Below are 15,011 nucleotides of genomic sequence, written 5' to 3'. Positions count from 1 at the left end.
AATGACCGCCACAACCGACATCGTCGCCAAGCTCTGGAATCTCTGCCACATCCTGCGGGATGATGGGATCACGTACCACCAGTACGTGACGGAGCTGACCTACCTGATCTTCCTCAAGATGGCGGCGGAGACCGGGGCCGAGGACCAGCTGCCCGAGCACTACCGCTGGGCCGACATCCGCCGGCGCCAGGGGGTGGAGCAGCTGACCTTCTACAAGGAACTGCTGATCCACCTCGGCGCGGAGGGCTCGGCGCAGGTGCAGGCGATCTTCCAGAACGCGCAGACCTCGCTGCGCCAGCCGCGCATCCTCAAGGCGCTGGTGGAGGCCATCGACGGGCTGGACTGGTACTCGGCGCGCGAGGAAGGCCTCGGCAACATGTACGAGGGCCTGCTGGAGCGCAACGCGACCGAGAAGAAGTCGGGGGCGGGGCAGTACTTCACGCCGCGCCCGCTGATCGACAGCATGGTCGCGCTGATGCGGCCGAAGGCGGGCGAGTATGTGCAGGACCCGGCGGCGGGCACCGGCGGGTTCCTGATCGCCGCCGACCGCTGGATCAAGGCCCACACCAACGACCTGTGGGACCTGACCGAGTCCGAGCAGTATTTCCAGCGCCACAACGCCTTCTACGGCATGGAACTGGTGCCGGACGCCCACCGGCTGGGCCTGATGAACCTGATGCTGCACGACGTCTCGGGCGACCTGCAACTCGGCGACGCGCTGTCGGAGCAGGGGGCGCGGCTGCACAAGGCCGACCTGGTCCTCACCAACCCGCCCTTCGGCACCAAGAAGGGCGGCGGCCTGCCGTCGCGCGACGACTTCACCTATCCCACCTCCAACAAGCAGCTGGCCTTCCTCCAGCACATCCACCGCGGCCTGAAGCCCGGCGGGCGCGCCGCGGTGGTGCTGCCCGACAACGTGCTGTTCGAGGACAACGCCGGCCGCGACATCCGCCGCGACCTGATGGACAAGTGCGACCTGCACACCATCCTGCGCTTGCCCACCGGCATTTTCTACAGCTTGGGCGTCAAGACCAACGTGCTGTTCTTCACGCGCGGCCGCACCGACAAGGGCAACACCGGGGACGTCTGGGTCTACGACCTGCGCTCCAACATGCCGCAGTTCGGCAAGACCCGCCCGCTGACGCGCGAGCATTTCGCCGAGTTCGAGGCCGCCTTCGGTCCCGACCCGCTGGGCAAGGCGCCCCGAACGGACGAGGGCGAGCAGGGCCGTTTCCGCCGCTTCACCCGCGAGCAGATCGCCGCGCGCGGCGACAACCTGGACATCACCTGGCTGCGCGACGAAAACGCCGACGAGGAACTGCCCGAACCCGACGTGATCGCCGCCGAGATCATCGACACCCTGCGCACCGCGCTGGAGGAAATGGAGGCGCTGGCGGACATGCTGGGACCGGACGAGGATGCGGATGGCACCGCGGCGGAGGCAGCGGAATGAGCGAGGGTGAATTGCCGGTGGGGTGGGCCACTGCCCAAATAGGCGATTTGCCAGCCCCTGAAGCGAACTCGCTCACCGATGGCCCCTTCGGCAGCAAGTTAAAGTCGACCCACTATGTGGCTTCGGGCGTTCGGGTTGTGCGGCTCGGCAACATTGGCGTCGGGACGTTCAATGACATCGACCGGGCATACATCGAAGAGTCTCATTATCAAGAATTGAAAAAGCATGCGATTGGCCCGGGAGACTTGGTCGTGGCTGCTCTTGCAGAGCCGGTTGGGCGGTGCTGCGAAATACCAAAGGATATTGGTCCGGCACTGGTAAAAGCCGATTGTTTGCGCTTCAAGCCCACGCAGCACATCGAGCCTCGATTTGTCATGCATTGGCTTAACTCGCCCATTGGTCGAAAGGCCGTTGAGGAGTTGACCCATGGGATTGGCCGGTTGCGGATCAACATCCAAGATCTCAAGAAGGCTCCAATTCCATTGGCACCGCAGGCCGAACAGCGCCGCATCGTCGAGAAGATCGAGGCGCTGACGGCGCGTTCGCGCCGGGCGCGCGAGGCGCTGGACGCTCTGCCGGCGCTCATCGACCGCTACCGCCAATCCATCCTCGCCGCCGCCTTCCGTGGAGATCTGACGGCGGATTGGCGCGAAGCGCATCCGGAAGTGGAAACGGCTACGGCATTCCTGGCCCGCAACGGTGTGAGGGGCGAGGAGGTCGAAGCTGAGGATATTCCGGTCAAGCTACCCGAAACATGGCGCTGGGCGCGGCTGTCCGACGTTGCCGAGGTGAAGGGAGGGCTGGCGAAGGGGAAAAAGCGCCCCGCCGGTGTGGCGCTGGAGAGCGTACCCTATCTGCGCGTCGCCAACGTCCAGCGTGGCTTCCTCGACCTGTCCCAAGTAAAGGAAATTGAGGCTACGGCAGAAGAAGTTGAACAGTTGCGTCTTCGCAGGGGTGACATTCTGTTTAATGAAGGCGGCGACCGTGACAAACTGGGACGAGGCTGGGTCTGGTCAGGTGAGATCGACCGCTGCATCCACCAGAACCACGTATTCCGCGCCCGCCTGTTGTCAGCCGAGATCAACCCGTTCCTGATCTCCCATTTCGGAAATACGTTTGGTCAGAAATATTTCTTCGGTGAGGGGAAGCAAAGCGTAAATCTCGCATCGATTAGCCTGTCGAAGCTGAAGGCGTTCCCCGTCCCGGTCATTCCGCCCGCCGAACAGGTCGTTCTGTGTGCCCGGATTGAGGAAGCATTGCGGCGCGTCGAGGTATTTCGTGCTGCATGGCGTTCCGTATCGGAGCGTTTGCCAGCCCTCGACCAATCCATCCTCGCCAAGGCGTTCCGGGGTGAACTCGTCCCGCAGGATCCGGACGACGAGCCGGCCTCCGTCCTGCTGGAGCGCATCCGCGCCGAGAGCGTGGCGGCGGGGGAGAAGCCCCGGCGCGGGCGTGCGCGCAAGGCGGGCTGAGGAGACCGAGTCCATGTCCGACATCAAGGTGTTCCGCGTCACGCCCGCCGGCGTCGCCGAGTTGCCGACCAAGTCCGCCAGCATCGAGAAGTCATTGCAGACGCTGTTCGAGAAGAACCTGGAAGCGCTGCTCGGCGTGCGCTTCCTCGCCACGGAGTATTCGACGGGCAAGGTGCATGGTGGGCGTATCGACACGCTGGGCATCGACGAGAACGGCTGCCCGGTCATCATCGAGTACAAGCGCGCGGTCAACGAGAACGTCATCAACCAGGGGCTCTTCTACCTCGACTGGCTGCTCGACCACCGCAAGGAGTTTCAGTGGCTGGTCATGGAGACGCTGGGCGCCGAGACGGCCAAGGCGGTGGAATGGTCGGCGCCGCGCCTGCTGTGCATCGCCGGCGACTTCACCAACTACGACCAACACGCGGTCAAGCAGATCAACCGCAACATCGAGCTGATCCGTTACCGCCACTGCGGCGATGACCTTCTGCTGCTGGAACTCGTCAACGCGACCACGGCCACCGTGGCCGCGCGCACCCCGACGACTACACCGACCGACCTCGCCGATGCACCCATCAAGGCGCCGGTGTCGAAGCCGACTGGCGCGAACCAATACCAGTCGCAGTTCATCGACTATCGGCTCGCGCAGGCGAGCCAGCCAATCAAGGATCTTTACGAGGCCCTGAAGGCGTTCCTGCTGGGCCTTGGCGACGATGTCCAGTTCAAGCAGCTCCAGTTCTACTTCGCCTTCAAGCGCATCAAGAACTTCGCCTGCGTCGAGGTGTACCCGCAGGCGGGCAAGGTCACGGTGTTTCTGAAGGTCGACCCGAAGACCGTGACCCTCGAACCGGGCTTCACCCGCGACGTCAGCAAGATCGGCCACTTCGGCACGGGCGACCTGGAGATCACCCTGTCCACGATGGCGGATCTGGATCGCGCCACGCCGCTCCTCGTCCGCAGCTATGAGGAGTCCTGACGTACGGCAGCCGCGCCGGCTATCTCCGGCTCATACCCAACAGGACGAGCCAGATGGCCTCGTCGATGTCCTGCATCCGGAGCAGGGCGATGTTCTCATCGGTCGTCAGGCCGTTGTTCAGTCCAGCCAAATCGCGGCCCGCGGCGCTCTGGATCGTGGTGATGGTGGCGTCCCAGTCGATGGGGGACAGGGGAAGTTTCCGGTTCTCCACATCATCGTTGTGGAAGCGCATCATCGCTGCATAGGCGGGGTGCCTCACGATCGCCGCCGGATCAAGTTGGGAAGGGGTTTCCCCGCGCAGCAGTTCGGCCACCGCCTGCGCGGCGCCGCCGAAGCCGCCGAGCACGTAAACCGGCTTGGCCGCCTGCAACGCAAGCAGGACCTCTTCCAGAATGCCAGGGTAGCGCCCGCTGAAGCCGGTCAGCTTGCCGCCCATGACGATACGGGCGTCCACGTCCGCCGTCATTCTTTGCCGCATGGCCAGCATGCCGCGTGCCAGCGCATAAGCCCCGACGGGCGTCCCCGTGTCGGGCGCCGCTTGCGGATCGATCAGCCCGGCGTCCGTCAGATCCTGGGGCGGTGGGACCGGGATGACGTGCAGATGCTTGCTCTGTTTCGCCAGCCTTCCATCATCCACCGCCAGAGTCTTGGGCCAGGGGAGATAATTGAGGATTCGCTTGTACTGGTCGCGCTGGCTGGCATTGTGCGCGCGCACCAGCCCAGTCAGGAACTCCGTGATCCCGGCGCTTTGAAGACCGCCACCGTAGGCGAGCGTTGCGCCTTTGGAGAGCAAAGCCCTGGCGATCAGCTCCGTCCCCGCCAGCAGATGCTTGTCCGACAGCCCGATACCGTCCAGCCCACTGGTTGGCGTGGATAGGGAAAGCCCGATGACCCGACCGGCAAGATTCTGCTTGCCGCAGGTCAGCGGCGTGACTAGGCGGGTGCGGTGATGCCTCAAATCGGTCAGTTCGCATCGGGGAAGCGGAGGGTCCGGATAGACGATCGTGCGCAAACCTTTCCCGTTCAATCGGCGCAGATCACGGTCTTCCGGTGGGCGGGCGTACGGAATGGCGTTGTTCGGCAGCCGTTCCATTGCTGACAGATGCGTCAGCCGTCCGCGTGCGTGGAGAAAGCGCATGGATTCCACCACCGCCGCCTCGACGGCGTCGCGAAGGCGTCTGCGTAGCTTTTTCTTCTTGAGCGATGGGTCGATGCGCAGACATGGCACGTTGCCCATGCCGGGCAAGGATCGGTCGTCGCGATGCTCCAGCGCATCCAGGACGATGATCGGGCGTTGCAGACGCTTGGCCGCCAGAACCTCAAGATGGCACCAGGGGCTGGCTCCGTAGCCATCCGAGCGCACCACCAGCAGGGTGCTGCCCGCTATGGCCGTTTCGATCTTTCGTTCGATGTCGTCGCCGGCCTTGATGTCCACCGTATCGAAGAAATACCGGGTTGGGCGGCCCTCGTGCGCCAGCAGCTTCCTGATCTTGCGGGCGAGCGTGTGTGAGCGCGGGTCGCGCTTGGTATGGCTGACGAACAGTGTGACGCCGGTCGGCGCGTCCGGCGCATGACCTTCGATGACTCGGCAGATCTGGGACGCCGCTTGCAGGCGCAACTCCTGCATCTGGCGTGCCGCCGGCTGTCCGAACAATTGGATGGCGAGGCGGGCGGTGATCGCGTCGGGAAGCTGAAGCGCGCAATCCTCGACCGCGACGACGATCAGCCTGTGGCGTCCCTTGGAGGCATCCACCCGTTCCTGAAGACCGGTCAGCGCCACCGTCCATGCCTGGTCGAGGACGAAACGCCGCTCCACGAGGGCGAATATGATGGTGTGCGCGGCTGCGTCCAGATCGATTCCCACCGGGCCGGGATGGGGCCAGCCGTCGGGGCGGGTGCGGAAGAAGGTCGGAATGCCGATTTCGCGGGCGAAGGGCCGCACGGCGTTCCAGCTCAGCAGGGTGAACAGGGTTGTCGCCATCTCCCGGCAGTCCGGCCTGACCGCCGCATCGGCGTGCCAGAGAACATAGGCGTGGAGGAACGGCTGGGAGGTGGGCATCGCGGCCTGGGAAGCTTGTCGAAGAACAGGCCGAACATAGCAATTATACCCGGAAAAGGAGAAAATAAATCCAACAACCGTCCTTTCGCGGGATTTCCGAGCCCGATATCATCTCCCAATCTTCTGTACGGCGAAGCGTCGGCGCAGGCCGCGCAGCACCAGGGCGACGATCTCGTCGGTGTTGCGGCTCGCCGCCAGTTGCCGCAGCTCGGTGCGGTCGAGGCCGCTGTTCAGATCGGCCTCGGTCCTGCCGGTGAAATCCGGCCCGGCATCCCAGGAGGCGTGCGGAACCCGCCCCGGATCGATCAGACCGAGCGTCCCGGCGACCGCGCCCGCGGCACCGCCGAAGCCGCCGGCGAGGTAGAGGGGGTTGCCGGCCTTCATCGCCTCCAGCGCCTCTTCGGCGACGCCGGGCATCCGGCCCTTGCAGCCATCGACCTGACCGCCGAGAAGGACAGCCGCATCGGCCCGCGCCGCAACCGCCCGGCGCATGGCGGTCAATCCCGTTTCCCAATCCGCCGTGCCGATGGCCCCAGCCGGCGGTTCGGCGGCGCGCCGGTCGGTCGGCATGGCCTCGCCTTGGAGATCGAGGAACTCCATCGCGGCGGCGGGCGCCACGGCCTTGGCCCGTGCCTCCAGATCGCTCCAGCCCATGGCGCCATGAACGGGCCAGGGCAGCGGGTTGATCAACACCGGCTTGGTCACGTCGCTGGCGTGCCGGTGGGCGAGCTGGAACAGCCGCTCCGTAAAGCCGCCCTGGCGCAGGTCGCCGCCATAGATCAGGGTGGCCCCTTGGGCGATCAGGTGGCGGGCCAGTTCCAACAGGGCATCGCGCAGATGGGCCCCGCCGAGGCCGAGGCGCGCCAGATCGGGGCTGTCCGACACCGACAGGCTGATGGTGCGTCCATCCAGGAAACGATCGGCGTTCATGGCGTTCTCCGTCAGGCTTGGGCCAGCCACTGGGTGAAGGACAGCAGCCGGACCCGAGGCGCCACTTCATTGAACAACCGGGATTCCTCTTCGGCCATGGGGGGATCGGGGTACACCACCAGCCCGCCGCCGCGCCGCACGGCGGCCAGCGCCATCAACTCCGGCGTGCGCGGCACGAAGGTGACCTTGGCGCGCTTGGCGGCGGCGCGGGCCAGCGCGCAGCGGCACCGCCACAGATGATCCTTCAGAACCTCGCGGATCAGGCGGCCGACGACCAGCGGGATGCGGTCCGTCCGTCCGGCGTCCAGCCGCACCACCGGCACATTGCCGAGATAGGGGAGGGACCGCTCCTCCCGGTCGGTAACAGCGTGGGCGACCATCATCGGGACCCCGGCGCGCTTGGCCTCGATCACCTCGCGCCGGCACCATTCGCGGCTGGAATAGCTGTCGGTCACGATGGCGAGGAAGGCGCCGCGCCGCACATTGTGCATCAGCACCGTGTCGAACGGCAGGCCGGCGGGGATGTCATGCACATCGAAGAAGCTGTCGTAGCCGGACCCCTGATGCAGGTGGTTGCGGATCGCCGTGGCCAACGCCCCGCCGGTTCCATCGCCGTCATGCTTGGAATGGCTGAGGAAAAGCTGGACGTTCGAGAGATATTCGGCGAAAGCGTCACGGCAGGCGCGGTTGCGTTCCGCGCGCTGGCTGATCCAGGCCCGCAGCATCCGGCAGCACTGGTAATCGAGGTCGGTGAGCATCTGCAGGGTCTTCGCCGCGTCGTCGCCCTCCCACTGGTCCCAGCGCAGGAAGTTGAAGCGCCCGACCGTGGGCGACATCGACAAGGCGCTTTTGTCCAGGCAGACCAGGAAGGGCCGGGCGCGCAGATCGGGCGTGTCGCAGGCGCCCACCACCCCCTCCAGCCACGCAACCCAGGCATGGTCGGTGGCCAGCGCCGCATCGGCCAGCACGACCACCGCCACCGTCTCGCCGGCCTGGAGATCGACCGGGATGGTGTCCGGCCCGCGCCGCTCGACCGGCACCCCCAGCCGCTCGCCCAGGGCCCGGTCGGGATCGCCGGTGAAATGGGCGAGCAGATGGTTTTCCATCGCCTCCCCACCGGCGAAATCCGGATGACGGACGACGGTGACGGCAAGCGGCGGGCGGGCCGGCAGGGTCATGGCGGGTCCAAGGAGGGTGGTGGATGACGGGGGACCAGAGGCTGTTTCGAGCGAAGACGATGACAGGTCAGCGTGCCTCGGACGGGTCTGTCGGTGAATCGGGCGGATCGCTTTGGCCGCGGGCCTCGCGCAAGGCATTTTCCAGGAAGCTGATCCAGCCCTTCTGGTCGCTGGACAGCAGTCCCCGCGCGTTCAGTCGGGTTAGGATCGCCAGGGCTTCGGACAGATGCCGTTCCGGCTGCACGCCCACTTGGGCGATCCTGTGGAGGCTGACCACCACATCGGTTTGGAATTCGGTGTTGTCGGGCTCCCTTTCGGCCAGACGGCGGCAGATTCCCAGGCTTTCCTCATACAAAGCGCGCGCGCCGTCGGGATCGTTGCGCCGCTGGATGTCGGCGACCTTTTCGAGGCTGATGGAGAGATCGCGCTGGAATTCGGTGTTGTCGGGCTCCCTTTCGGCCAGACGGCGGGCGATGCCCAGGCTTTCCTCAACAAGAGCGCGCGCGCCGTCGGGATCGTCGCGCCGCTGGCGGTCGGCGACCTTGTTGAGGCTGACGGAGAGATCGCGCTGGAATTCGGTGTTGTCGGGCTCCCTTTCGGCCAGACGGCGGCGGATTCCCAGGCTTTCCTCAACAAGAGCGCGCGCGCCGTCGGGATCGTTGCGCCGCTGGAGGTCGGCGACCTTGTCGAGGCTGATGGAGAGATCGCGCTGGAACCCGGTGTTGCCCGGCTCCTTCTCGACCAGACGGCGCATGATCGCCAGACTGTCTTCGGCCGCCTTCTTCGCTCCCTTGGGATCGCCGAAATCGGCGAGGGACTGTGCCAGTTCGTTGAGCGTCACGGAACGGGTCCGTTGCAGGGAGAGGTCGTCCTGGTGGTCCGTTGCCAACTGGTCCAGCAGGTGACGGGCGTGCTGGAGGATTTCCCGCCTGATCGCGTTGGGCAGGCCGGTGTGTCTGAATTTCAGCACCAGATCGAACACCAGCCCGTTGGCCGTGCGGATGGCGGCGGTCAGGTACCGCCGCTTCCGGGCCGCCTCGGCTTGGGCCATCGCGTCGGAACGGCGGATGAACTCGCCTTCCTCTTGGCCGAAGCGCGTCGGATGCGTGGTCAGCCAATCGCAGGCGCTGTCCAGGATCGCCCCGGTCAACAGGCCGCCGTCCTTTCTGTCCTCCGGCAGCCGTCGCCAATCCTGGAAGGCCTGCTCGATGCGCCGTTTGCCGATCAGAAAGTCGCGTTCCTCGTCCAGCCAGCCGGCAAGGCGGGGCCAGACACGGAACAGCGCCTCGTGCGTCGCCTCCACCATGGCTGGGTCGTCCGGCGTTCCGCCGCCGCGGCGCACCAGAAGCCGGGCTTCCACCAGCCGTTCCAACTGCGCCCGCGCCGGGGCGGGAAAGCTGTTCAGCGCCGCCGCCTGCCGGACGAACAGGCCGCTGTCCTCTTGCAGGCGCACCAGCCATGGCACGAAGGCGTCGCGCAGGGCGCGGTCGTCCTCGTCCTTGCGGGTTGACGAGCCCAGCGCGGCTTCCGCACGGTCGCGCACGACGGCGTCGAGCGGGCTGAGGCCGGTACCGCGCGCGCCCAGGCTCTCATAGCCGGCCAGGGTCAATGCGCCGCCGCCGAAGCGGGCGTACAACTCGCTCAGCGCGACCGCGACCAGCGGCAGGGCGTCCGGTCGTCCGGCGTCGCGGGTCAGGGCGTCGATCAGCCCATCCTCCACCCGCAGGCGGGCCACCCGCGCCGGACCCCGCACCAGAGCGGCGATGCGGTCCAGAGGGATCGGGTCCAGCGATTGGGAGTCGAAGGCGACCGTCAGGGCGGGTGCCGATTGCAGGCCAGCCAAGTAGTCGGAGCGCAGCGTCGCGACGGCCACGAAGGGCAGCGCCTCGTCCAGCGCGTGGCTGAGCAGGGTAAAGAAGGCGGTCCGCTCCGCCTCCCCGGCGAGGGTGAGCGACTCCTCCATCTGGTCGATGGGCAGCAGGATGCTGGCGTCGGGCGCGGCATGCCGGTGCCGCAGAGTCCGCGCGACCTCCGCCAGCGCGGTGGCGGGCGCCTCCCCCTCCAGCGCGCTCCGCCACTGCGCGACCCGGTCGAATCCGACATCGCCCACGCCGGCCAGCAGGCACTCCACCAACTGCGCGCGCGGCGACCGGCCGGGGCGGAAGGGCGGCAGGGCGATCCAGTTGCGGCGGTCGCGCTTCAGGCGCGGAATCAATCCGGCGCGGAGGAGGGAGGATTTGCCGCTGCCCGACGCCCCCAGCAGCAGGATCAGCCGTGCCCCGCCCAGGGTGTGGCGGACGCGCAGACGCTCCAGCATCCGGTGGACGTCCGGCTCACGCCCGAAGAACACCGCCGCCCGATCCTCCTCGAACGCGGCGAGGCCGGGGAAGGGCGAAAGGCCCTTGGCCAGTTCGAACCCATCGGCGGATTGCCGCGCGATGTCGGACAGCCGCTGTTCCAGCCGTTCCAGCCCGGCTTGCCGGTTGGGCTGCAGGTCGATGTACTGCAGATCCTTGCCCACCTCCAATGGGCGGGTCGGGGCAACGAACAGCGGAATGATGTCCTTGCCCAGCGCACGCGCCTGGATGAGTTCGGCGAAGCACCATTTGGACTCATGCCATCTCTCGGTCAGGACGAGCAGAACCGCCTGCGCCCCCTCCAACCGGCGATAGATGATCTTTTCCCAGTCTTCGCCGGGCGGAATGTCGGTGTCGATGAAGGAATCCCCGAAGGCGCGATCGGCCAGCCACGTCTTCAGCCTGACCGCTTCATCCTTGTCGTGCTTGGAATGGGAAATGAAGATGCGGGCCAATCGAATCTCCGCGACGCGCGGCGCTTTTCGCGCAGTAAGGGAAACCGGTTGATTCTATCCATATTTGAAACGGACTTGCGGAAAATATCCACTCATGGGCATCCCGTCCATGATGAAATTCCCGCAAGGGACGGGTCCAGACCTGGCGCATACGACCGGATGGTGCGATTCACCGACCGCGGCGCGGGAGGATTGGTGTGACGGATTCACCCCCTTGATCGGATATTGCTGTCTGTTTCACTCGCCTTCCTGATAGAGGAGTCTTGGCGAACCTGTTTCGATTGAATTGCGCGGATGGTATTTCTCACGATGACGCCCGACCGGACGAACACCGCCCTGACGATTCTCGACTACTGGCAGGCGATCGAGGCGTTGTCGCCGGCCTCGCCGCCGAAGAGCGACCGCCGGGATCACGTCTGGACGGCGGGGGACGCGACGACGCTTCCCTGGCACGCGCGGATGCGGGCCACCTACGCGGAAACCCGCGACGTGCGCTGGCGATTCCTGGTCCACATCGGCCTGTTCGAGATGGAGGGCGTGGTTCAGGAACTGCGCGATCTGCTGGACGTCGAGGACGACGACGAACGTCCGCGCGGCGGCGAGGCGTCGCTGGTGTGCCTGTGCGTCACCGCCGATGGCCGCCCCTACGGCACGCCCGCCGTTTCGGCGGTGCCATGGGCGATGAGCGAGATCGCGGCGGCGAAGGGCGAACTGCGTTTCGGCGACGTCGCGGCGGTCGAGGAACGGGTTGCCACCCGCATCACCGACTATCTTGCCGAACGGCACATCCTGTTGCCCGAGGGCACGGAAGCCAGCGGCTCCCCAGGCGCCGGGGGCGGTGCGGAACCGGCGCTGACCACGGAGGATTTCGACGCCATCGCCGCCATTGTCGCCCGTGAAACCGGCTGGAAGCCCCGCGCCGGGCTGACGGCCAGCGCGCGTTTCAAGGGCGTGGCGCTGAAGCGCCGTAAGAAGGACGGGCGGTTCGGCGAGATCGAACCCGACCTGCTCAACAGCTTCATCCTGCGCGACCTCGGCCGGGTGTCCGGCGCGGTGGGGCGGGGCGAGCACGGTCCCGGCCTGACCCGCTACCTGTTCGGCCATGACGGGGACCGCACCGACGTGGTGCGCGACGCCGCCGCCGCCGAAGGGCTGCTGCACCCGTCCATGCTGCCGCCGGGCTGCTGGCCGTCGCCGGGCGGTCATCCCCTGGTGATGGCGCAGCAGATGGCGGTGAACGCCGCGCTGCGGACGCTGAAGGACGGACGCGGCGTCTTCTCGGTCAACGGTCCGCCGGGCACCGGCAAGACGACGCTCCTGCGCGACCTGATCGTCGCCGTGGTGGTGGAGCGCGCGACGGTGATGGCAGGGTTCGCCCACCCGAACGACGCCTTCGGCGAGAAGCGCGCCGTTCGCCACACCGACTATCATTTCTGGGAAATCGACGAGCGGCTGCGCGGTTTCGAGATGGTGGTCGCCTCGTCTAACAACAGCGCGGTCGAGAACGTGACGCGCGAGGTGCCGGCGCTGAAGGCCATCGACCCACGCTGGCTCGATCAGGCCGATCACTTCCGCGAGGCGGCGGACACGCTCTTCGCACCCGAGGAGAACCCGGCGAAGCCCGGCGCCTGCTGGGGCATGATGGCGGCGGTCCTGGGCAACAAGGAAAACCGGTATTCCTTCACCAACCGCTTCTGGTTCGGCCGGTTCGACGGGGTGCGGGTGCAGCCCGTCCTGTTCAAGGCCGCGTTCCAGGAGAACGGCCCGTCGTGGCCGGTGGCGCGCGCGGCCTTCCGGCAGGCCCTTTCCCGTTTCGAGGAGCGGCGTGCGGCGTTGGTGGCGCTGGCCGACGATCTGGCGGCTATGGACAAGGCTCGGGCCGATCTGGCGGCAGCGGCCGATGCGCTGCAACAGGACGAGACCGACGAGGACCGCGCGAGGCTGGAGGCCGCGGTAGCGCGGCACGATCTCGTGGCGGCGTCCGCCCGTGCCCAGCGGCTTGCGCAATGCCGTGAAGCGGTGGAGCGGGAGGCTGCTGGCCGGGCGGCCCTGACCCGGCTGGACGCGGATCTGGCCAGCTCCGTCCGGCGGGAGGCGGACTTGCGGGCTGAACTGGCGCAGGCGGAGGCGGAGGTCGCCGCCTGCGGCGCCCGCCTTTCCGTGGAACGCGGGGTGGCCGAACGGCTGGACCGCGACCGTCCCTCGGTTTTCGACCGACTGCTCAACACGGCGCGCCAGCGAAACTGGCGGGCGCGCCGGTCGGCGGCGGAGGACGCCGTCACCGCTCTGGAGCGCGAGCGGGTGGAGGCCGATCTGCGTCGTGCCAAGGCCGCCACCGCGCTCGACACCCTGCGGCGCGGTCGCGATGCGGCGCCGGCAGGGCGCGACCAAGCGCTGGAGGAAAGGGACGCCGCCCGTCGGATGCTGGCGGAGCTGTTGGGGGCGGAGCCGTCCCTCGCCGAACCGGCGCTGCTGCTGGACGCCGGCGACTGGCCGGGGCTCGGCGAAAGTCTGTGTGCCCTTGCGGACGAGGCCGCCGGAGCCCTGCGGGCGGCGACCGACGAGGCCCGCCGCAAGATGGGCGAGGCCGACGAGGCGCAACACCGGCTGGCCGCGTCCCGCACCCTGTGCGAGGCGCGAAGGAGCGCGTGCGAAGCGCTGGAAACCCGGCTTGCCGCGAGGGACGGCGTCGTCGGCTTCCCCGGCACCCGGATCGATGCGGCGTGGCGCGCCCTGCCGGAGGAGGAGCGGCAAAAGACTGCGCCCTGGACCGACGCCGAACTGCACGAATTGCGCGTCACCTGCTTCCTTCGGGCGCTGGACTTGCACAGAGCCTTCCTGTCCGCGGCGTCGAAGAAGGTCTGGACCAACCTGAACCGCTTTATGGATGTGCTCACCGGCAAGACCACCGGCGACGCCATCGAGGGCGGGCCCGCGTCGCTGTGGGCCACCTTCGGGCTGGCGGTGCCGCTGGTGTCCAGCACTTTTTCCTCGTTCGACCGGCTGTTCGACGGGATGAAGGCGGAAAGCATCGGCTGGCTGTTCGTGGACGAAGCCGGACAGGCCACGCCCCAGGCGGCGGCTGGCGCGGTGTGGCGGGCGCGGCGCGCGGTGATCATCGGCGATCCGCTGCAACTGGAACCGGTCGTCACCCTGCCGATGCAGGCGGTGGAGGCGCTACGCCGCCGTTGCGGGCTTGCCGACCGCTGGCATCCGGTGCGGGCCTCGGCCCAGGTGTTGGCGGATCGGGCCAACCCGCTGGGCACCACCCTGCCGCGCGAGGACGGCGACCCGCTGTGGGTGGGCAATCCGTTGCGCGTCCATCGCCGCTGCCTGGACCCGATGTTCTCGGTGGCGAACCGCATCGCCTATGACGGACTGATGGTGCGGGGCCGCGACGCCGTGCCGCCATCCGGTCCGTTTGCCGTCAGCCGATGGATCGACATCCCGGCGGAAGGGGCGGAGGGCCACCTGATCCCGGCCCAGCGCGATCTGGCCTGCGCCATCGTAAAGGCAATCGCAACCCATGCCGGACACAAGAACCGGGCGCCCGGCCTCTATGTGATCACGCCGTTCCGCAAGGTGATGAAGGGCCTGCGTCAGTCCTTGGAGCGCGACGGGTTCGATGAAGGCTGGGTCGAATCCGCCGTCGGCACCGTCCACACCTTCCAGGGGAAGGAGGAGGGGCTGGTGCTGCTGGTGCTGGGCGGCGATCCGACCAAGCCCGGCGGCATGGATTGGGCGGCGCTGGCGCCGAACCTGCTGAACGTGGCCCTGACCCGCGCCCGCGACAGCATCCTCGTCATCGGCGACCGCGACCGCTGGAAGACGCGCCGCTATTTCGACGTGCTGGCCGCCAGCCTGCCCATCGCGGACGAAGCGGCCGTGTGGAAGGACATCGCCGGATTGCCGGAGGGCGCAGCAAGGGATGTGGGCGTGCGACGCGCATCATGACCGGTCCGGTGGATGAGTGCCGTTTCGGTCCCTGCATCGCCTGATGCTTTGCCGAACCCGGTCAGGCATTCATCGTCGCATCATCAGCGCGCCGCCGGAACCTCAGATGACCCTTCGCGAAAAAGGAAAACTAGCCTGAAATTTCGCATTTAAGGGGTTCTCATCACCGTATAGACA

8 protein-coding genes are annotated in these 15,011 nt (G+C 67.2%); 4 read left to right on the top strand and 4 right to left on the bottom strand.

Translation table 11 applies throughout. The features are described from left to right. Nucleotide 1: 1 nt before the first annotated feature. Genes H0B54_RS10330 through H0B54_RS10320 form a run of 3 tightly spaced genes read left to right on the top strand, consistent with a single transcriptional unit; the run spans nucleotide 2 to nucleotide 3,901 of the window. Nucleotides 2-1,453 carry a class I SAM-dependent DNA methyltransferase gene (locus H0B54_RS10330; protein ID WP_188260216.1) on the top strand — a complete coding sequence of 484 codons (1,452 nt, stop codon included), beginning with the start codon at nucleotides 2-4 and terminating at the stop codon, nucleotides 1,451-1,453. Beyond that, nucleotides 1,450-2,925 carry a restriction endonuclease subunit S gene (locus tag H0B54_RS10325; protein ID WP_188260215.1) on the top strand — a complete coding sequence of 492 codons (1,476 nt, stop codon included), beginning with the start codon at nucleotides 1,450-1,452 and terminating at the stop codon, nucleotides 2,923-2,925. Before H0B54_RS10330 ends, H0B54_RS10325 begins: the two co-directional genes overlap by 4 nt. A gap of 13 nt (nucleotides 2,926-2,938) precedes the next feature. Beyond that, on the top strand, nucleotides 2,939-3,901 hold the full coding sequence (locus H0B54_RS10320; protein WP_188260214.1) for a DUF5655 domain-containing protein: 963 nt from the start codon (nucleotides 2,939-2,941) through the stop codon (nucleotides 3,899-3,901). Nucleotides 3,902-3,920: 19 nt separating this feature from the next. On the opposite strand, the gene H0B54_RS10315 is transcribed toward H0B54_RS10320, so the two are convergent. The 4 genes from H0B54_RS10315 to H0B54_RS10300 form a co-directional block, all read right to left on the bottom strand. Continuing rightward, nucleotides 3,921-5,882 (bottom strand): TIR domain-containing protein, encoded by a 1,962-nt coding sequence (locus H0B54_RS10315; protein WP_188260213.1) that lies wholly within the window; start codon nucleotides 5,880-5,882, stop codon nucleotides 3,921-3,923. A gap of 186 nt (nucleotides 5,883-6,068) precedes the next feature. Further along, on the bottom strand, nucleotides 6,069-6,890 hold the full coding sequence (locus H0B54_RS10310) for a hypothetical protein (RefSeq protein WP_188260212.1): 822 nt from the start codon (nucleotides 6,888-6,890) through the stop codon (nucleotides 6,069-6,071). 11 nt (nucleotides 6,891-6,901) lie between these two features. Continuing rightward, nucleotides 6,902-8,068, bottom strand: coding sequence for a toll/interleukin-1 receptor domain-containing protein (locus tag H0B54_RS10305; RefSeq protein ID WP_188260211.1), 1,167 nt, complete (start codon nucleotides 8,066-8,068; stop codon nucleotides 6,902-6,904). 67 nt (nucleotides 8,069-8,135) lie between these two features. Further along, a complete protein-coding gene (locus tag H0B54_RS10300; protein ID WP_188260210.1) occupies nucleotides 8,136-10,880 on the bottom strand; it encodes a toll/interleukin-1 receptor domain-containing protein in 2,745 nt (914 codons plus the stop codon). 309 nt (nucleotides 10,881-11,189) lie between these two features. Here H0B54_RS10300 and H0B54_RS10295 point away from each other — a divergent pair, with 309 nt between their 5' ends. Next, nucleotides 11,190-14,834 (top strand): DEAD/DEAH box helicase, encoded by a 3,645-nt coding sequence (locus tag H0B54_RS10295; RefSeq protein ID WP_246472443.1) that lies wholly within the window; start codon nucleotides 11,190-11,192, stop codon nucleotides 14,832-14,834. The last annotated feature ends 177 nt before the right edge of the window (nucleotides 14,835-15,011 follow it).

It is taken from the genome of Azospirillum tabaci (assembly GCF_014596085.1).
In the GTDB taxonomy this organism is placed as follows: Bacteria; Pseudomonadota; Alphaproteobacteria; order Azospirillales; family Azospirillaceae; genus Azospirillum; species Azospirillum tabaci.
The sequence above is the reverse complement of the archived record's forward strand: the minus strand, read 5'-3'. Positions and strand labels throughout refer to the sequence as shown.

Bases quoted from the DNA above. Each gene is read 5' to 3' on its own strand.
- H0B54_RS10320 (WP_188260214.1), top strand. From the start codon at position 2,939: ATGTCCGACATCAAGGTGTTCCGCGTCACGCCCGCCGGCGTCGCCGAG.
- H0B54_RS10295 (WP_246472443.1), top strand. From the start codon at position 11,190: ATGACGCCCGACCGGACGAACACCGCCCTGACGATTCTCGACTACTGG.
- H0B54_RS10325 (WP_188260215.1), top strand. From the start codon at position 1,450: ATGAGCGAGGGTGAATTGCCGGTGGGGTGGGCCACTGCCCAAATAGGC.
- H0B54_RS10315 (WP_188260213.1), bottom strand. From the start codon at position 5,882: ATGGCGACAACCCTGTTCACCCTGCTGAGCTGGAACGCCGTGCGGCCC.
- H0B54_RS10310 (WP_188260212.1), bottom strand. From the start codon at position 6,890: ATGAACGCCGATCGTTTCCTGGATGGACGCACCATCAGCCTGTCGGTG.
- H0B54_RS10330 (WP_188260216.1), top strand. From the start codon at position 2: ATGACCGCCACAACCGACATCGTCGCCAAGCTCTGGAATCTCTGCCAC.
- H0B54_RS10305 (WP_188260211.1), bottom strand. From the start codon at position 8,068: ATGACCCTGCCGGCCCGCCCGCCGCTTGCCGTCACCGTCGTCCGTCAT.